This is a genomic window from Allobosea sp. AAP35 (assembly GCF_001295925.1).
Lineage (GTDB): Bacteria > Pseudomonadota > Alphaproteobacteria > Rhizobiales > Beijerinckiaceae > Allobosea.
Genome location: NZ_LJHQ01000030.1, coordinates 25,967 through 43,135, shown reverse-complemented (window position 1 = coordinate 43,135; position 17,169 = coordinate 25,967). Strand labels below are relative to the sequence as shown.

At 67.2% G+C, this 17,169-nt stretch carries 16 protein-coding genes; 13 read left to right on the top strand and 3 right to left on the bottom strand.

Annotated elements, in window-relative coordinates:
- Positions 1 to 159 precede the first annotated feature (159 nt).
- The 11 genes from IP69_RS11625 to glp all read left to right on the top strand — a co-directional run bounded on the left by IP69_RS11625 (position 160) and on the right by glp (position 10,865).
- A complete protein-coding gene (locus IP69_RS11625) occupies positions 160 to 723 on the top strand; it encodes a DUF6505 family protein (RefSeq protein WP_054142989.1) in 564 nt (187 codons plus the stop codon).
- Complete coding sequence (locus IP69_RS11620; protein WP_054142988.1) at positions 720 to 1,730, top strand: DUF6352 family protein; 1,011 nt, start codon at positions 720 to 722, stop codon at positions 1,728 to 1,730. Before IP69_RS11625 ends, IP69_RS11620 begins: the two co-directional genes overlap by 4 nt.
- 10 nt (positions 1,731 to 1,740) lie before the next feature.
- Positions 1,741 to 2,283, top strand: a complete 543-nt coding sequence (locus tag IP69_RS11615) for a DUF3305 domain-containing protein (RefSeq protein ID WP_082359243.1) — start codon at positions 1,741 to 1,743, stop codon at positions 2,281 to 2,283.
- Entirely contained in the window at positions 2,280 to 3,011 is a 732-nt protein-coding gene (locus tag IP69_RS11610; protein ID WP_054142987.1) for a DUF3306 domain-containing protein, read from the top strand. Before IP69_RS11615 ends, IP69_RS11610 begins: the two co-directional genes overlap by 4 nt.
- 107 nt (positions 3,012 to 3,118) lie before the next feature.
- A complete protein-coding gene (locus IP69_RS11605; RefSeq protein ID WP_054142986.1) occupies positions 3,119 to 3,928 on the top strand; it encodes a Cro/CI family transcriptional regulator in 810 nt (269 codons plus the stop codon).
- Between the two features lie 35 nt (positions 3,929 to 3,963).
- The gene (locus tag IP69_RS11600) at positions 3,964 to 4,164 is read left to right on the top strand and encodes a hypothetical protein (protein WP_054142991.1); all 201 of its coding nucleotides are present in this window, start codon (positions 3,964 to 3,966) and stop codon (positions 4,162 to 4,164) included.
- A gap of 14 nt (positions 4,165 to 4,178) precedes the next feature.
- Positions 4,179 to 7,157 (top strand): formate dehydrogenase subunit alpha, encoded by a 2,979-nt coding sequence (locus IP69_RS11595; protein WP_054142985.1) that lies wholly within the window; start codon positions 4,179 to 4,181, stop codon positions 7,155 to 7,157.
- A gap of 15 nt (positions 7,158 to 7,172) precedes the next feature.
- Positions 7,173 to 7,769: a formate dehydrogenase FDH3 subunit beta gene (gene fdh3B, locus IP69_RS11590; RefSeq protein WP_054142984.1), complete on the top strand. Its 597-nt coding sequence runs from the start codon at positions 7,173 to 7,175 to the stop codon at positions 7,767 to 7,769.
- 211 nt (positions 7,770 to 7,980) lie between these two features.
- A complete protein-coding gene (locus IP69_RS11585) occupies positions 7,981 to 8,988 on the top strand; it encodes a formate dehydrogenase subunit gamma (protein ID WP_054142983.1) in 1,008 nt (335 codons plus the stop codon).
- Positions 8,989 to 9,070: 82 nt separating this feature from the next.
- The gene (gene mobB, locus IP69_RS11580) at positions 9,071 to 9,601 is read left to right on the top strand and encodes a molybdopterin-guanine dinucleotide biosynthesis protein B (RefSeq protein WP_054142982.1); all 531 of its coding nucleotides are present in this window, start codon (positions 9,071 to 9,073) and stop codon (positions 9,599 to 9,601) included.
- Between the two features lie 7 nt (positions 9,602 to 9,608).
- Positions 9,609 to 10,865, top strand: coding sequence for a gephyrin-like molybdotransferase Glp (glp, locus tag IP69_RS11575; RefSeq protein WP_054142981.1), 1,257 nt, complete (start codon positions 9,609 to 9,611; stop codon positions 10,863 to 10,865).
- A gap of 18 nt (positions 10,866 to 10,883) precedes the next feature.
- On the opposite strand, the gene IP69_RS11570 is transcribed toward glp, so the two are convergent.
- From IP69_RS11570 to IP69_RS11560, 3 genes are all read right to left on the bottom strand, one after another.
- Positions 10,884 to 11,570, bottom strand: a complete 687-nt coding sequence (locus IP69_RS11570) for a TIGR02186 family protein (RefSeq protein ID WP_248306804.1) — start codon at positions 11,568 to 11,570, stop codon at positions 10,884 to 10,886.
- Between the two features lie 83 nt (positions 11,571 to 11,653).
- Positions 11,654 to 12,583: a sulfite exporter TauE/SafE family protein gene (locus tag IP69_RS11565; RefSeq protein WP_054142979.1), complete on the bottom strand. Its 930-nt coding sequence runs from the start codon at positions 12,581 to 12,583 to the stop codon at positions 11,654 to 11,656.
- Positions 12,584 to 12,805: 222 nt separating this feature from the next.
- The gene (locus IP69_RS11560; protein WP_082359242.1) at positions 12,806 to 16,261 is read right to left on the bottom strand and encodes a tetratricopeptide repeat protein; all 3,456 of its coding nucleotides are present in this window, start codon (positions 16,259 to 16,261) and stop codon (positions 12,806 to 12,808) included.
- On the opposite strand from IP69_RS11560, the gene IP69_RS21840 reads away from it, so the two are divergent.
- Together IP69_RS21840 and IP69_RS11555 are read left to right on the top strand one after the other, a co-directional pair.
- Positions 16,260 to 16,628: a hypothetical protein gene (locus IP69_RS21840; protein ID WP_156323412.1), complete on the top strand. Its 369-nt coding sequence runs from the start codon at positions 16,260 to 16,262 to the stop codon at positions 16,626 to 16,628. The two genes, IP69_RS11560 and IP69_RS21840, sit on opposite strands and share 2 nt — an antisense overlap.
- Before the next feature lie 6 nt (positions 16,629 to 16,634).
- The gene (locus IP69_RS11555) at positions 16,635 to 17,093 is read left to right on the top strand and encodes a MerR family DNA-binding transcriptional regulator (protein WP_082359241.1); all 459 of its coding nucleotides are present in this window, start codon (positions 16,635 to 16,637) and stop codon (positions 17,091 to 17,093) included.
- Positions 17,094 to 17,169: the final 76 nt, after the last annotated feature.

Here is a 17,169-nt window from a genome sequence, read left to right as displayed (position 1 = left end):
CTGGCTCGACCGGCTCGACAAGGTCGTCGGCACCCGCCACGGCATCGAGCCCAATGGCGATCTCCTGGCGACGACGCAGGCCGGAACCGAACGGCGCAGTCTCGTCGAGGCGCTGGCGCGGGTGGACTGGCTCGATCGCGACAGCGGCGGGCCCAAGCTGTGAGCCTCAAGCTCCCCCGCGCCATCCGGCTCGACCCGTCCGACACCTTTGTCTTCCGCCGGGCGGCCGAGCCCGGTGAGTGGCTGGTGACCGGCTCCTTCCTGTTTCGCCAGACCGACCCCTCAGTGCTCGATTCGAAGGGCAAGGCCGCCTTCCGCTCGGGATTCCTCGGCGTTGCCAGTTTCGGCTGGAGCACACTGGCGGTGGTGACGGATGCGACGCCAGCCGAGCGCGACGACGCCGTCGGGCAGCTTGCCGCCCATCTGATCGACAAGCTCGGCGCACCCGATGCAGCGACCGCGCGAGCGGCCGCGGCCGAAGAGATCGCCTTTGCCGCCTCGCTCTGCGATCATCCCGCGCAGACGCTGCTGGCTCTGCACCGGACGCTGGAGGACGGCGAGATCCGCGAGCGCTTCCGCACCCTGACGCCGCGCGATTCCAGCCAGAGCGAGGGCTTTCGCGCCTTCGAATTTCTGGAGGTGGCGGGCGAGGATGATGGGCCGGTCGAGCAGGTCGATCTTCTCAATCTCGACAAGAATCTCGAAAAGACCAGGCTGACATGACGCATTTCTGGGCCACCTCCGGCCATCTCCTGCTGGACCTTGAACCCGGCGGCGGGCTCAAGGTCACCGACGAGTTTCTCAAGGCCTATCTGGCGCGGCCCGAACTGCTGCCGCCCGAGGAGGCCTGCGCCGCCGAGCGCGCCTTGCACGGCAAGCTGATGGACGCGCCCCAGGCTGACGTCTCGCCCGAAGAGCTCAGCGCCATTCTCGATCAGGATGCACGCGAGAACTGGCTGTTCATGCTGGGCTGGCGCGACCGGCTGCTGGCCGCTCCAACATTGGAGGCCGCCTATGCCGGCATCATTCGCGAGGGTGTCTCGGGCATTCCCCCGCTCTTCCTCGACCAGCTCGTCCATGTCATCCTGCGCGCGGCGCTCGACGATCTCGACGATCCCTATGTGACGCGCGCCGCCGAATGCCTGTTCCGGCCCCAGCGCGTCACCCATCACGACAACACGATCCTGCTCGCCGACGCCGACATCATCGAGGGGCACGAGGCCGATCGACACGCCTCGCCGCTGCTGGCGATGCTGGGCGGCCCGGCCGCGACCTCGCTCGACATCCTCAAACCCGCCAATGCCGACCAGTACTGGCAGCGCTCGGATGGGTTCGACATGGTGCTCGACCTCGGCGGAGCGCCCTCGGGGCGCGCCGCGCTCGGCCAGGCGCTGCGCCATTGGGTCCGCCAGATCCATGGCTTCGACGTCACGGTCACGCCGCTGGAGACGGTCAAGGATGCCGACTGGCGCTGGTTCGTCGGGCTCGATGCGCAAGGCACGGCCATCGGCAACGCGCTCTGGCAGGGGCAATCGGTCGGGGAGGATGATCTCTCGCGCGTGCTGGCGCTCTATACGATGACGGTGCCCGACGATGTGCCGGTCTTGCCGGCCGCGAAGGGCAAGCCGATCTATCTGATCATGGCGATGTCGCCCGACCGCCTGCTGCGGCTGAAGCCGCAGAACCTCGTCACCGGCCTGCCGCTGGCGACCCGCGAAATGGCGAACTGAGGATGATGCGATGACGCAAGCCCATATCGAGGTCGGCATCGTCGTCGAGCGCCGCGCGGTCGAGTCCCCCTGGATCGACCACGCCTGGACGCCGCTCGCGGTTCTGCCCGAGCCGCCGCCGCTGGCGCCCTGGACGCAGCTGCAAGGCACGCCCGATCGCCAAAGCTTCTATCTCGGACCGGCGACGCTGACGCTGCACTCCGTCGACACCGCCCATTTCCGCGAGAATTTCCAGGCCGGCCGCGCCAAGCTCTGGGTCGCGATCAGGCCGACGGGGGTGGAGCCCGCAATCGAGTTCGTCGGCGTCACCGCCGATCCCTTCGAGGGCGAGGTCTATTCCGAGAATGTCGGCGACATCGTCGAGGCGCTGCCGATGCCCCACGCGATCGCCGAGCAGGTGCTGGCCTTCTTCGACGAGCATCATGTCGAGCGCGAATTCATCAAGCGCAAGCGCGCCGAACATGATCCGCGCAAGGGTGGCGCGCCCCGTCCCGACAGGCCCGGCTCGCCGCAGTCCGAAACCGGCGGCCGGCGGCGCGAGGGCGGGTCATGAGCGCGACGACGCCTGAAGACGAGGGCTTCCTCGGCCGCTGGTCGCGGCGCAAGCGGGAGGTGGCGGAAGCCGACGCCCGGCCGGAGCCGCTCGCGCCCCTGGCGGAACGCCCCGCCGAGGCCCCGGTCCCGGCCGTGGCACCCGACGTCCAGCCTGAACCGCCCGAGGAGCTGGAACTGGTCGAGCCGCCTTCGCTCGATTTGATCGACAAGGATTTCCAGCTGGCGCCCTGGCTGAAACAGAATGTGCCGGAGGCCTGGAAGCTCGCCGCCATGCGGCGCGCCTGGGAGAACGATCCGGCCATCGCCGGCTTCGAGAACCCGGCCCGCGATTACGCGCTCGACTGGAACACGCCCGGCGGCGCGCCGGGCTACGGCCCGCTGACCGAATCGGACGATGTCGCCGAAATGGTGCGCGGGATCTTCGGCGAGCCGCCGCCGGAAAAACCCGACCTGACGCAGGCAGAGGCAGCAGGCGACGGCATGTCGCACCAACTTTCGTCTGATGACGAGAATGCGAATGCCGATGCTGCAGCGCAAGAAACCGAGCTGCCCGAGGACCTGCCGGTCGCGATCAGGCGCAGCGACGAAAGCGCCAAGGCTTTCGATTTGGCCGACCAGAAGCGCATTGAAGCCCAACCGGTCTATGCTGCAGCGCAGCAAAGCGATGATCCCAGGGATGTTTCGGTGCGGACGCGCAAGCGCGGCGGTGGTGCCATTCCAATCTGAATCCAGTTTGGAATAATTTCAGTTCTGGGTAATAAGCAGGCATTATCACGGCATGCCGGCCGGCAGATCGCCGGGGGCATCAAAAAACAGGACGTTGGCTAGGCCTTATGCGCGACCCGGCACTGGAGAAAGCGATCGGTAGCGTCGGCGGCGTCAGGGCTCTGGCGCGCAGCCTCGGCATTTCTCAGCCTGCGATCTCAAGCTGGAAGCGCGTGCCCGCCGACCGTGTGCTCTCGGTCGAGGCGACCACGGGAGTTTCGCGTGGCGACCTTCGACCCGATCTGTATCCCGAGGCGGGGTCGGCGATGATGGCCGGACGTTCTGAAATTGCAGCGGCCGCAGACATCGACGAGGTCGATGAGGCCCGCGCCCGCGAATGCGAACTGATCGGCGCCCTGCTTTGGCGTGCGCCGACGGCCGAGACGCTGGCTGTGTTGCGCGGCCTCCAGGGCGACGCTTCGCCGCTTGGAATGGCCCATCTCGCGCTTGCCGAGGCGGCGGATGCCGCGACGCCCGAAAGCCTGCGCGACGAATTCTTCGAGCTCTTTATCGGCGTCGGCCGCGGCGAGATTCTGCCCTACGCCTCCTATTACCTGACCGGCTTCCTGCATGAGCGGCCGCTCGCCCTGGTCCGCGAGGACATGGGTGCGCTCGGCCTGGCCCGCGACGAGCGTGCCGGCGAGCCCGAGGATCACATGGCGGTCCTGCTCGACATCATGGCGAAGCTGATCCGGGGCGAGGTCGCAGCCGACGGCGTCGATGCCGATCGCTTCTTTACCCGGCATGTCGAGACCTGGGGCGAACGCTTCTTCGCCGATCTCGAAGTCGCGAAAGCGGCGAAATTCTACAAGGCTGTCGGCCGGCTCGGCAGCCTGTTCCTGTCGATCGAGACGCAAGCCGCGAGGCTTCCGGCATGACGACGACCGTACATCACGATGCGTGGGAGACGACGATGTCGAAAACAACACAATCCGGCAAACCGGCCGTCGATCGCCGCAGCTTTTTCAAGGCGCTCGGCGCCGGTGCCACCCTGGCGGCGACGCCGGCCATGGTGACGCCTGCCGCAGCCGTCGATCCGGGCAAGGAAGAGACCAAGGCGCGCTACCGCGAGTCGGCGCACGTCAAGGAATTCTACCGGTCCAACCGTTACTGAGAGGCGCAGAAAACATGCTGATCAAGCGCAAAACCGCCGATGTCCAGCGCGGCCGGCTCCAGGCGGCGATGGCCGGCCTGTCTTCCGGCGTGATGGATCGCCGCGCCTTCCTCCGCCGCTCCGGTCTCGTCGCGGGCGGCATCGCTGCCGCCGGCGCCATCCAGATCGGTTCCGTCCGCAAGGCCGAGGCGCAAGGCATCGGCCCCGCGACCGGCACCAAGATCGTCAAGAACATCTGCACCCACTGCTCGGTGGGCTGCACGGTCAAGGCCGAGGTCGCCAACGGCGTCTGGGTCGGCCAGGAGCCGGCCTGGGAAAGCCCGATCAATCGCGGCTCGCACTGCGCCAAGGGCGCCTCGGTGCGTGAGGTCGTCCATGGCGACCGCCGCATCAAATATCCGATGAAGCTGGTCGACGGCCAGTGGCAGCGCATTTCCTGGGACGTCGCGATCAACGAGATCGGCGACAAGATGAACGAGATCCGCGCCAAGTCGGGCGCCGATTCGGTCTATCTGCTCGGTTCGGCCAAGTTCTCCAACGAAGGCGCCTATCTTTTCCGCAAGTTTGCGGCCTTCTGGGGCACCAACAACGTCGATCACCAGGCGCGCATCTGTCACTCCACCACTGTCGCGGGTGTTGCCAACACCTGGGGCTACGGCGCGATGACGAACTCCTACAACGACATCCGCAACGCCAAGACGATCATGTTCATGGGCTCGAATGCGGCGGAAGCCCATCCGGTCTCGATGCAGCACATCCTGGCGGGCAAGGAAATCAACCGCGCCAACGTCATCGTCTTCGATCCGCGTCTGACCCGCACGGCGGCTCATGCGACCGATTACATCCGCATCCGTTCCGGCACCGACATCGCGGTGATCTGGGGCATGATGTGGCACATCTTCAAGAACGGCTGGGAAGACCAGGCCTTCCTCGCCGCCCGCGTGCACGGCATGGACGACGTCCGCAAGGAGGTCGAGAAATACGACCCCAAGACCGTCGAGGACATCACCGGCGTGCCCGAGGCGCAGCTGAAGCGCGCCGCCGAGACCTTCGCCAAGGTCAAGCCCGCGACCTTCATCTGGTGCATGGGCGTGACGCAGCACTCGGTCGGCACGGCCAACGTCCGTGCGATCTGCAACCTGCTCCTCGCCACCGGCAATGTCGGCGGCATGGGCAACGGCGCCAACATCTTCCGCGGCCACTGCAACGTGCAGGGCGCGACCGATTTCGGCCTCGATATCTCGAATCTGCCTTGCTATTACGGCCTGGTCGAAGGCGCCTGGCGCCATTGGGCTCGCGTCTGGGACGTGCCTTACGATTACTTCGTCACGCGCTTCGACCAGGTCCCGGCCAAGGGCGGGCGCCCGGCCCGCACGGCCAAAGCCAATATGGAGACCTCGGGCCACACCTCGACCCGCTGGTTCGACGCTGCCAATCTGCCGGCCGAACAGGTCGACCAGAAGGACAACCTCAAGGCCATGTTCGTCATGGGCCATGGCGGTAACACCATCCCGCGCATGCCCGACGCCGTGAAGGGCCTGGAGAAGCTCGAACTGCTGGTCGTCGCCGATCCGCACCCGACCAACTTCGTCTCGCTCGGCGGGCGCAAGAACGGCACCTATCTCCTGCCGATCGGCACCCAGTTCGAGTGCTCGGGCTCGCGCACCTGCTCGAACCGCTCCGTGCAGTGGGGCGAGAAGATCGTCGAGCCGATCTTCGAGGCGGCCAGCGACTATTTCGTCATCTACAAGCTGGCGCAGAAGCTCGGTTTCGCCGAGCCGATGCACAAGAACTTCGAGCTGATCCAGGGCAAATACGGCCCCGAGCCGTCGGCCGAATCGATCCTGCGCGAGATCAACAAGGGCGGCTGGTCGACCGGCTATACCGGCCAGTCTCCCGAGCGCCTGAAGCTCCACATGCAGCACCAGGACAAGTTCGACCTGGTCTCGTTGCGCGGCGCGGTCGGCTCGCCTGTCGAGAACGATTTCTACGGCCTGCCCTGGCCGTGCTGGGGCACACCGGAACTCAAGCATCCCGGCACCCACATCCTCTATAACACCTCGCTTGCGGCCAATAACGGCGGCGGCACCTTCCGTCCGCGCTTTGGCCTCACCCGCGAGCGCACGCTCGCCGATGGCAGCAAGGTCAACGACACGCTGCTGGCGGAGAACGGCTCCTACTCGCTGAACTCCGAGATCAAGGACGGCTATCCCGAATTCACCATGGGCGTGCTGAAGAAGCTCGGCTGGGACGCCGAGCTGACGCTCAAGGAGGTCGAGACGATCACCTGGGTCGGTGGCGCCAACATTGATGCGGTGAACTGGGCCAATGATATTTCGGGTGGCATCCAGCGCGTCGCGCTCGCCCATGGCTGCGTGCCCTACGGCAACGGCAAGGCCCGCGCGAACGCCTGGAACCTGCCTGACCCGGTGCCGACGCATCGCGAGCCGATCTACTCGCCGCGCGTCGACTTGGTCGCCAAATGGCCGGCGCGCCCCGACGAGCGCACGCTGCGTATCCCCAACCTGCACACCTCGGTCCAGAAGGCCGCGGTCGAGAAGGGCATCGCCAAATCCTTCCCGATCGTCCTGACCTCGGGTCGCCTGGTCGAGTACGAAGGCGGCGGCGAGGAGACGCGCTCGAACCGCTGGCTGGCCGAATTGCAGCAGGACATGTTCGTCGAGATCAACCCGGCCGACGCCACCGCGCGCGGCATCAGGGACGGCTCCTTCGTCTGGGTCTCCGGTCCGGAGAACAACTCCAAGGCGCGGGTCAAGGCGCTGGTCACCGAGCGTGTCGGCAGGGGCGTCGCCTTCATGCCGTTCCACTTCGGCGGCTTCTATCAGGGCCAGGACCAGCGCGGGAACTATCCGAAGGGGACGGACCCGATCGTGCTCGGCGAGTCGGTCAACATCGTCACGACCTATGGTTACGACCCGGTCACGGCGATGCACGAAGGCAAGGTCACGCTGTGCCAGATCGCAGCGGCGTAAGGGGAAACTGAAATCATGGCTCGGATGAAATTCCTCTGCGACGCCGATCGTTGCATCGAGTGCAACGCCTGCGTCACCGCCTGCAAGAACGAGAACGACGTGCCCTGGGGCATCAACCGTCGGCGCGTTGTCACCATCAATGACGGCAAGCCCGGCGAGCGTTCGATCTCGATGGCCTGCATGCACTGCACCGACGCGCCCTGCGCCGCAGTCTGCCCGGTCGACTGCTTCTACACCACGGCCGACGCCGTGGTGCTGCACAGCAAGGATCTCTGCATCGGCTGCGGTTATTGCTTCTACGCCTGCCCCTTCGGCGCGCCGCAATATCCCAAGGTCGGCAACTTCGGTTCGCGCGGCAAGATGGACAAGTGCACCTTCTGCGCCGGCGGCCCGGAGGTCGATCTCTCGCCGGCCGAGTTCCAGAAATATGGCTCGAACCGGCTGGCCGAAGGCAAGCTGCCGCTCTGCGCCGAGATGTGCTCGACCAAGTCCCTTCTCGCCGGCGACGGCGAGATCATCGCCCAGATCTACAAGGAGCGGGTGGTGAAGCGCGGCTATGGCTCGGGCGCCTGGGGCTGGCAGACGGCCTATAAAGAGACGATCGCGATCTGACACGCGGGCGATTTCGTTCTCCGGGACACTGCCGGACATCCGGGGCGACACAGGTCGTCCCGGGGTTCATCTCAAGGCGGATCTGGAGTTCCAGGATCAATCCAGGGCTTTGGCGGCTTCGCCGCTGTCCAGGATGACGGCGGGGGAATGGTCGATGACCGCACAACACGCTTCAATTCACGCGACCGCGCTTTTGCGAGAGGACTTCTTCATGCGTTTGGGCGCCCACATCGGCCTTCTGGTCACCGGACTGCTTTTGACCTTCGCGGTCGCTTTCGCCGTTCCCGCTTCCGCCCAGCAGGTCAACCCGACTGCCGATGCAGTGCGCGAGCAGCAGTTCCTCGACGTCCTGAAGGGCAATCGCGAAGCCGAACTCCAGGGTCGCGTGTCGATTCCCGACCAGAGAGCGGCCACGCTGGAGCGTCCGGCGGGTCGCGACTGGCGCCAATTCCACCAGGGCACGATGCTGTGGATCGCCGCCGTATCGGTGCTCGGCATGCTGCTTATCCTGACGGCCTTCTACCTGATCCGCGGCCGCATCCGCACCGAAGCGGGCCCCGCTGGCAGCACGCTGACGCGCTTCAACGCCTTTGAGCGTTTCATGCACTGGCTGACGGCAGCCTGCTTCATCATCCTGGCGCTGTCGGGTCTGAACGTCACCTTCGGCAAGCTCGTACTGCTGCCGCTGATCGGGCCGCAGGCTTTCACCAACCTGTCCGTGGTCGCCAAATGGTCGCACAATTTCCTGGCCTGGCCGTTCATGCTGGGCGTCGTCATGATGTTCGTGGTCTGGATCAAGGACAACATCCCGAACGCGCTTGACGTGCGCTGGCTGGCGGCCGGCGGCGGCATCTTCACCAAGGGCCACCCGCCGGCCAGGCGCTTCAACGCGGGCCAAAAGGTTGTGTTCTGGAGCGTGGTTCTGGGCGGCGCGGCGCTGTCGGTCTCGGGCTTCTACCTGCTGTTCCCGTTCTACGCGGGTGGCGTCCTCAACCTGCAGTTCTGGAACGTCGTCCACGGCATCGTCTCGGTGCTGATGGTCGCCCTGATGCTCGGTCACATCTATATCGGCTCGATCGGCATGGAGGGCGCCTTTGACGCCATGGGCTCCGGCGAGGTCGATCTGAACTGGGCCAAGGCGCACCATTCGCTCTGGGTCGAGGAAGAGATCGAGAAGGGCCAGGTCAATCCCGGTCCTCGGCTTCAGCCGGCGGAATGACGCCGGCCTTGACCGGAACAAGAGGCTGACCGAAGACAACCGGGCGCCAAGGCGCCCGGTTTTCATTTGACAAGGGTTGGCGATGCGCGTGATCGGACTGGCGGGATGGAGCGGCGCGGGCAAGACCACCGTGCTGACCCGCCTCATTCCCGAGCTGGGACGGCGCGGCCTTTCGGTTTCGACCATCAAGCATGCCCATCACGCCTTCGATCTCGATACGCCGGGCAAGGACTCTTTTGCCCATCGCGAGGCGGGCGCGCGCGAGGTGCTGATCTCCTCGGAGCGCCGCTGGGCCCTGATGCGCGAATTGCGGGGCGAGCCCGAGGCCTCGATGATCGATCTGCTCGCCCGCCTGTCGCCGGTCGATCTCGTGATCGTCGAGGGTTTCAAGCGCCAGCCCCACGCCAAGATCGAGATCCACCGCAGCGCGAATGGCAAGCCGCCGCTGCATCCCGGTGACGAGACGATCGTCGCCATCGCCAGCGACCAGGCCTTTCCGGAGGCCGGCCGCCCGGTCGTCGGCCTCGATGACATGGCCGCCATCGCCGATATCATTCTGGACCGAGCGCAACCGCTGGTTGCCGTGCTGGCGCAAGCGGGACCTGCCAAGTGAGACGACCATGGCGCAGCTGAGCCGGGACAGCGAGGCCTTCGGTGGCGCTCTGATGACGCTGGAGCAGGCCGGCGCGCGCGTCGCCGACATGGTCCTGCCCGTGGCCGGCGTCGAGACGGTCGCGCTTGCGCAGGCCGATGGCAGGGTGCTGGCTGCGGATGTCGCGGCGCCGCTCGATCTGCCCCCCTTCGCCAATTCCGCCGTCGATGGCTATGCCGTGCGCTTCGCCGATCTCGCGGCGCAGGGCCGCTCGCACCTGCCTGTCGCGGGGCGGGTCCCTGCGGGCGCCGATGCGCAAACCGTGACGACCCAGGGCGTGGCTGTACGCGTCTTCACCGGCGCGCCGCTGCCGCCGGGTGCCGACACCGTCTTCATGCAGGAGGATGTGACGCTCGCTGATGGCGTGGCGACGCTACCGCCGGGGCTGGCCCGCGGCGCCAATGCCCGGCCCGCCGGAGAGGACATCGCCTGCGGCGCGCTGGCGGCATCCGCCGGCCAGCGTCTGCGGCCGCAGGATCTCGCCTTGCTCGCTGCTCTTGGCCTGACGCAGCTGACGGTGCGGCGCCGGCCCCGCATCGCGCTGTTTTCGACCGGGGACGAGCTGATCGAGCCGGGCCAGCCATTGCCCCCGGCCGCGATCTACGACGCCAACCGCGCCTTGCTGCGCGCCATGGTCGCCCGCGCGGGAGCTGACATCGTCGATCTCGGGATCCTGCCCGACGAACCTGTCGGCCTCGCGCAGCGCCTGTCCGAGGCAGCTGCCTCATGCGACCTCGTTCTGACCTCGGGCGGCGTGTCCACCGGCGAGGAGGACCACGTCAAGGCGGCGGTCGAGCAGGTCGGGGAGCTCGCCTTCTGGCGCATCGGCATCAAGCCCGGCCGCCCCGTGGCTCTGGGTCGCGTAGGCACGACGCCCTTCATCGGGCTGCCTGGCAATCCGGTCGCGGTCTTCGTGACGTTCGCCTTCGTTGCGCGCGTGATGATCGCGCAACTGGCCGGCACGACATGCCCCAGGCCTCTCGCCTTGCCGGTGCGGCTCGGCTTTGCGTATCGCAAGAAGGAGGGCCGGCGCGAATTCGTCCGCGTCTCGCTGGAGCCGGCCGCCGATGGCGTGATGATCGCCCGCAAGCACCCGCAGGACGGGGCCGGCGTGCTGACCTCGCTGACCCGCACGGACGGTCTTGTCGCGCTTGCCGAGGATCTGACGACCGTCGTGGAAGGAACCATCGTCCCTTTCCTCGCCTATGAGCTGCTGGTCGGCTGACGACGAAGGGGATGGTGTTCAGTCGCGCCGGAACACCACGCTGGCGAGCCAACCCAGCAGCAGCGCCATCAGCACAGTGACGAGCCCGTAGATCAGCGGCCATTCATGAGCGCCCGAGGCGAGGCGCTGCTCCATCCCGCTCTTCACAACCTCGAAATTGGTGGTCTGGCGAGCAAGCGGCACGCCGCCCGCATAGAGCACGATGTCGATCTCGTAAGACCCCGTCGGGGCCGTTGCGGGCACGTTGATGGGTGCGCTGAACACGGTGCTCGACAAAAAGGTCACGCCGCGCTCCTCGGCCAGATAAAGCCCCCTCTCTTCGAGGATACGGATCAGCCCGGCCTGAAAGCGCGATGTCGTGAGGTCGAGATCCAGCCCGGCATCCTTCATCTTCTGGGCGTTTTCGAGCCCGATGCGCTCGCGGAGCGCCGTCTCCGGGCTCATGATCTCGCTCAACGGCCGATTGCTCGCCACGGTCAGGAAAAGCGAGCTGTCGGGAAACCGCCGCTGCGTGCGGTTGATCCAGATCGGTCCGAGCCGCTCCTTCTCGCGCACCAGCAGCATGCGACGGGGACCGCGCGCGGTCACCACGATGTCATAGGGGTCGGCGCGGGCGACGGTGCGCCCGTCGCGCTCGACCACACCAAAGACCGTGAGTTGGCTGCCGGTATAGTTGGAGGTGATCAGAATCTGATGGCTCGACATCGCCGCGATCAGCGACTCGGCCTGCGCGGACCATGCGGAGCCAGCAAGCAGCGCGAGAACAGCAAAAAGGCGACCCGCGCGATTCATCGCGGACCCTCCGACGTGACCACGGAAAACGGCTCGCTGGGCGGAATGAACAGCTCGATGGCGAAGCGCAGGCCGACAGACAGGATCAGCAGTGCCAGCAGCAGGCGAAACGACTCGACGTTAAGATTGCGTGCCGCGCGACCGCCGAACTGGGCACCGATCACCCCGCCCAGCAGCAGGAGGATCGCCAGCACGAGATCGACCGACTGGTTGGTCATCGCGTGCAGGAGCGTCGCGCCGGTCATCGTCATCAAGATCTGGAACAGCGAGGTCCCGACCACGACCGCCGGCGGAATGCGGAAGAAGTAGATCAGCGCCGGCACGAGGATGAAGCCGCCGCCGACGCCGAGCACCGCGCCGATGAAACCGATGACGATGGCCAGGGTCGCGATCGGGATTACGCTGCAATAGAGTTGCGAATGCGGAAAGCGCATGCGCCAGGGCAGGCCCATCCACCAGGGATGGGTGCCTGCCTGACGTTTCCGCCGCGCCGGCTTGCCGGCACGCACGCGCAGCATCGCCCGCAATGCATCCGTCAGCATCAACCCGCCAATGATCGTGAACAGCGTCACATAGGACAGGGTAATGACGAGCTCGAGCTGGCCGAGCCGGCGCATCGAGTTGAAGAACAACACGCCGATCACGGTGCCCAGAATGCCGCCCGCGACGAGGATGCCGCCGAGCTTGAAGTCGAGCGCCCGCCGGCGCCAATAGGTCAGCACGCCCGTGGTCGACGAACCGGCGACCTGCGCGGCAACCGTCGCCACCGCCACTGCCGGGGGAATGTCGAGAAAGATCAGCAGCGGTGTCAGAAGAAAGCCGCCGCCGACGCCGAACAGGCCGGAGATGAAACCGACCGCGCCGCTCAACCCCAGCACGGTGAGGATGCTGATCGGCAATTCGGCGATCGGAAGATAGATCTGCACCCCGGCTCCTCACGCGTCGCTTGTACCGATCGACGGATCGAAGCCGACCTTTACGCCCAATCGGTTAAGGCATGATGCCTGGCCGCGATACCGTCAGCGGCTCCTGGTGGGCAATGGAGCGTCCTGATGGCGTGCCAACGCGTCGAAACCATGACGGCTCCGGCGCTCGTGGCGCCGGATCTGCATCTGCGAGCCGTGGTCCAAGTCGTCAAGTCCGGGCCGTCAGGTCCGCGCCGGCTTCGCCGGCTTTTTGGCGGCGGCCGTCGGCGGTTCGTCCCAGCCCTTGGCGGGCGGTGTCACCTCGTTGGCAGCATTGGCCGTCGGCTTGGGCTTCCAGTTGGCCGCCTCGGCTTTTGCCGCGGCAAGATCGGTGGCGCTTAGCCGCTGGCCGACCTCGTCGCGCTTGCGGCCCGCGTCCTCATCGCCCTGGCCCGCCGCAACCGAGAACCAGAGATAGGATTGGACGAGGTCGGTCGGTGCGCCGAGCCCGCGACCCAGCAGCACGGCGAGATTGTACTGGCTGTCACGAACACCCAGTTCCGCAGCGCGGCGGAACCACTCGGTCGCCGTGGCATAGTCCGGCTTGCCGGACACGCCTTCGGCATGCAGCACTGCGAGATTGTGCATCGCCTTGGCGTTTCCGCGCTCGGCGGCGCGCGTGTACCAAACCCGCGCGAGCGAGAGGTCGCGCGCGGTGCCGATGCCTTTCTCGAACATGTTGCCGAGGCGAAACTGCGCCGGGGCGAGGCCGGCAACGGCCGCGCGCTCGAACAGCCGCAACGCCAGTTTGGGATCGCGCGAGGCGGTCGGTCCGTCAGCCGCGCGGCCCGCGATTTCGTAGACCGCGCGCGCATCGCCATCGAGCGCGGCCTTGCGCAGGCCGGCGCTGCCGAGCCCGGCCGGTAATTCGCCGAGGCCGGTCACGGACTGCACGGGTTCGGGCGTGGCCGGGTCGGCGGTCGCTGGCAGGGAGGGCTGTACGGTGGAACCGGTGATGTCGGCAGCCGATGCTGCGGCCGCGGTTGCCGCAGGCGCCGGGGAGGGCTGCAGAGCCGAGTTCTGGTCCTTGGCGGGCAGTTCGGCGGGAGCCTGCTCTGTGGGCGTGATCGGGCTCTGCACTGTGTCGCCGGTCGCCGCCGTGCGAGGCCCCTGCAGCGCGTTCGAGACGAGATGGGCCGTGCCGAGAGCCAGCACGAGCGCGGCGAGACCCAGCAGGAGCGGGCGCTTCCGCTTCTCCATGATTTCCTTGAGCCGACCGCCGCTCTTGGCGGATTCCGGTGCTGCGCTCGGTGCGGCCGAGGCGGCGTCGGTCGCAGCCTTCGCCGAGCGCCTGGCCGCCGCGATCAGGTTCTGCCGGATCGATTGCTGGTCGTGCCCTGCAACCATGGCCGCATCCGCGCGCGGCCGGCCGGAGCCTGGCTCCAGCGGCAGGTCCAGCGCTGCGGCGATCGGGGAGGCGGCGGCAGGGGCTGGGGGAGCGGCCATCTCGGCCTTGGCCGGCGCGGCGCGCTCTGGAGCCGCGATCCGGTCTGCCATAGCCAGCGTCATGGCGGCGGGCATCACGGCAGGCTTGACGGGCGGGCGATCCTCAGCGGCCAGACGCGGAGGCATGGGAGTCCGCGCGGCTTGAGCGGCCGTGGCCTGCCTGTCGGCGATCAACTCGGCCTCGAGGCTGGACAGCCTGGAGATGATGGTTTCGAGCGTCTGGTGGACAGCGCCGATCGCGTCCTGCGTCTCGCGCCCGGTCGAGGCGTGCGTCTCGTGCAGCCCCGAGACCAGCGTGCTCAGTTCGGCAATGCCGCTATCGGGCTGGGATACCTTGCCCAGATGGTCCGACATCGCCGTGCGCGCCGCACGTTCGGCCGCCTCGGTGGTTTCCTCACGCAGCGAGCGCAGATGGACGACGAGATCCTGCAGCGTGCGTTCCATGCCGCTATCGGCGGCGCGCGTCGCGGCGGCGGCATCGAGCCTCTGGGCCAGGCCGGAGATCTGGCGTTCGAGAGCGTCGAACGACCCTGCCTCGGCGCCCGGCCGGCCGGCTTCGTCGATCTTGTCGGCGAGGTTGCGCAGCATCTCTTCGACGGGGCCGAGATCGACCGGCGCGATCTGTGGCGCATGGCCGTCGGCGACAAGATGGGCCAGGCTGCTCGAGGCTGCGAGATTCTCGATCCGGCCGGCCAGGGCCTCGATCTGGCGCGTCACCGCTGCGGGGCCCTTCTCGGCCAGCGCCTCGATGCGCTCCTGCAGCAGGTCGATCCGGTCCTCGATCTGGCGGCTGGGGCGCATATCGACCTTGCTCGCCAGGGACTCGATCTGGCGCGACAGGGCGGCGAGCGGTTCCAGGTCCGCCAGGCGGGACTGGCTGCGATCGGCGAGGATGGCGTCGCGAATCTCGTCGATCGCCGCCGTCAGGCTGTTGAGTTCGCGGCCGTCGGGCTGGTTGTCGCGCAGCCGGTTAATCTCGAAGGACAGGGCGGAAACCTGCTGCGACAATTCCCCCAGACGCGCCTCGCTGCCGCTGCTGGTCAGGACGTCGCGCAATTCGGCGATATCCCGCTGCAGGGGGACCAGCATCGTGCGATCGCCGCCACGGGCGGCCAGCGCGTCGACCTTGCCGGCCAGATGGGCAATCTCATGTTCGAAACGCTGGAAGCTCGGCCCGGAATTGTCCTGCGACAGCCGCGACACCTCGGATTCGATGCGGGCGAGCGGCTTCAGGATCGGGTCCAGCCGATCGCGCTTGTCGAGCCGGTCGAGGCGCGCGCCCAGATCGGCGAGCATCGCCTCGATCTGGCCGAGCTGCGGCTGGTACGCCGGAGCGGGCTGGCGCATGGCGGAAAGAATCCCGGCAGGCTCCCCGGCTGAAACGGGGGCGGCGGACAGGGCCACCGGCGCAACGGGACGCTCGGAGCGCGTGGCGGCAGGTGCGATGCGCGCGCTGAGCTCACGCAGATCGTTCCGCAGGGCTGAAATACGGCTCTCAGCCATCGCCGGCTGGCGAAGGGGAGCGGTCTCCTCGTCATCAAGCATGCGCTGGCGGGTGCGAATATCGGTGACGGCAGCGGCAAGGCCGTCACGGTTGAAGGCGAGGCGCGGCGCATGCTCGGCCCGCGCGGGCGCCGATCCTGCCCGGCTGGGCGGCTGCCCGGCTCGGACGGCCGCGCGCTGGGGCTCGCTGGCCCGCAGTTCGATCTCGGCAAGCCGCTCGCCCATCGTCTTGATCGCGTCGGCGATGACACTGGTGGCGCGGTCCTGGCGCTCTGCCGCGGCCCGCTCGCCGGCGGTCATCCGGCTCTCGGCAGTCTCGATCCAGCGCGCGATCGAATCGAGCGCGCCGACGGTCTTGGCGCTGGATTCCCGGGTCAGTTTCTCGATGCTGGCCGCCTGGGCCAGGACGGCGTCGATTTCATCCCGCGAGGGCTGAGGGGCGCTCCTGGGGGCGCTCGCGATCTGCTGTGGGGCGGTGTCCATCTGGCCCTGGGACAGCCGTGCGAGTCGCTCCGACAGGGCGGCGATGTCCAGCTGTTCAGGCGCGGGCGCCTCGGTGGGCTCCTCCTCGCGCAGCTTGTGGTCGAGCCATTCGCCCAGCGTCATGCCGGCGCGCCTTGCGGCGGCCTTGGCGGCGTCGCGGGTGCGGGGATCGACGCCCTTCACGCTCCAGGGCAGGCTTGTGGCCATGATGACGCTCGCCTCCGGGGCTCAGATCCTTAGGTCGGAAAGGCGCAGGCCCCTGAACGCCGCGGCTTTCCTGCGGGTGGCGACACCTGAAGATTACGTTGCCGTGACGACGACGCCGATCCGCAAGCCCAACCTTTTGGCTGCCTTGGTAAACAGCCGGTTAAAATCCGGGCGCGATCCGTTAATTTTGTCCGAACGCGCGAGGCCATCACGACCTTGTTTTGACTCGCTCAAAGGGCGTGTAACGGTAACTTACCTCACGGAAGCGGCGCATTACCTGACGCAAGGACATGGTCTTGCCCATGTTGGCTCCAGTCCGTCGCCGCCAATCAACACATCTGGCGCGACCATCTGTTCCAAGGATTGAACCTTCATGTCGCGCCACAGCTTTGCTTTGGCGGCCGCTCCGAGTCCCGACGGCCGTTCACCTTCCGCCCCTGCGTCCGCCCCGGAAACCACCGGCGGCTTCACGATCAGCGATCTCGCCCGCGATTTCGGGGTCACTTTGCGCACGCTGCGCTTTTACGAATCGCGGGGGCTGATCGCGCCCGCCCGCTCCGGCATGACCCGCATCTATTCCAGCCGGGACCGCGCCCGTCTCGCGCTGATCCTCAAGGGCAAGCAGCTTGGTTTCACACTCGTCGAGATCCGCGCGATGCTCGCGAACGAAGACAAGAAGGGTGGCGATGCCGGTGCGGCCTCGGTCGGCGGTCTGCAGCTCAGTCGCGAACAGGTTGTCGAGCAGCTCGAATTGCTGCGAGCTCAGCGCGACGAGATCGACGGCGCGATTGCCGAACTCGAGGCTTCGGCGGCGCGTTTCACCAAGGCCTGATCGGCGCAAGCCGGTTGATTCTCACAAGCCTGCGCGCGGCCGACGGTCGCCCGTTCGGATGCGACCAAATACGCCT

Excerpts from the sequence above, each read along its gene's own strand:
- IP69_RS11620 (WP_054142988.1), top strand. The coding sequence starts at position 720 with ATGACGCATTTCTGGGCCACCTCCGGCCATCTCCTGCTGGACCTTGAA.
- IP69_RS11615 (WP_082359243.1), top strand. The coding sequence starts at position 1,741 with ATGACGCAAGCCCATATCGAGGTCGGCATCGTCGTCGAGCGCCGCGCG.
- IP69_RS11610 (WP_054142987.1), top strand. The coding sequence starts at position 2,280 with ATGAGCGCGACGACGCCTGAAGACGAGGGCTTCCTCGGCCGCTGGTCG.
- IP69_RS11605 (WP_054142986.1), top strand. The coding sequence starts at position 3,119 with ATGCGCGACCCGGCACTGGAGAAAGCGATCGGTAGCGTCGGCGGCGTC.
- IP69_RS11600 (WP_054142991.1), top strand. The coding sequence starts at position 3,964 with ATGTCGAAAACAACACAATCCGGCAAACCGGCCGTCGATCGCCGCAGC.
- IP69_RS11595 (WP_054142985.1), top strand. The coding sequence starts at position 4,179 with ATGCTGATCAAGCGCAAAACCGCCGATGTCCAGCGCGGCCGGCTCCAG.
- fdh3B (WP_054142984.1), top strand. The coding sequence starts at position 7,173 with ATGGCTCGGATGAAATTCCTCTGCGACGCCGATCGTTGCATCGAGTGC.
- IP69_RS11585 (WP_054142983.1), top strand. The coding sequence starts at position 7,981 with ATGCGTTTGGGCGCCCACATCGGCCTTCTGGTCACCGGACTGCTTTTG.
- mobB (WP_054142982.1), top strand. The coding sequence starts at position 9,071 with ATGCGCGTGATCGGACTGGCGGGATGGAGCGGCGCGGGCAAGACCACC.
- glp (WP_054142981.1), top strand. The coding sequence starts at position 9,609 with ATGGCGCAGCTGAGCCGGGACAGCGAGGCCTTCGGTGGCGCTCTGATG.
- IP69_RS11570 (WP_248306804.1), bottom strand. The coding sequence starts at position 11,570 with ATGTCGAGCCATCAGATTCTGATCACCTCCAACTATACCGGCAGCCAA.
- IP69_RS21840 (WP_156323412.1), top strand. The coding sequence starts at position 16,260 with ATGATGACGCTCGCCTCCGGGGCTCAGATCCTTAGGTCGGAAAGGCGC.
- IP69_RS11560 (WP_082359242.1), bottom strand. The coding sequence starts at position 16,261 with ATGGCCACAAGCCTGCCCTGGAGCGTGAAGGGCGTCGATCCCCGCACC.
- IP69_RS11555 (WP_082359241.1), top strand. The coding sequence starts at position 16,635 with ATGTCGCGCCACAGCTTTGCTTTGGCGGCCGCTCCGAGTCCCGACGGC.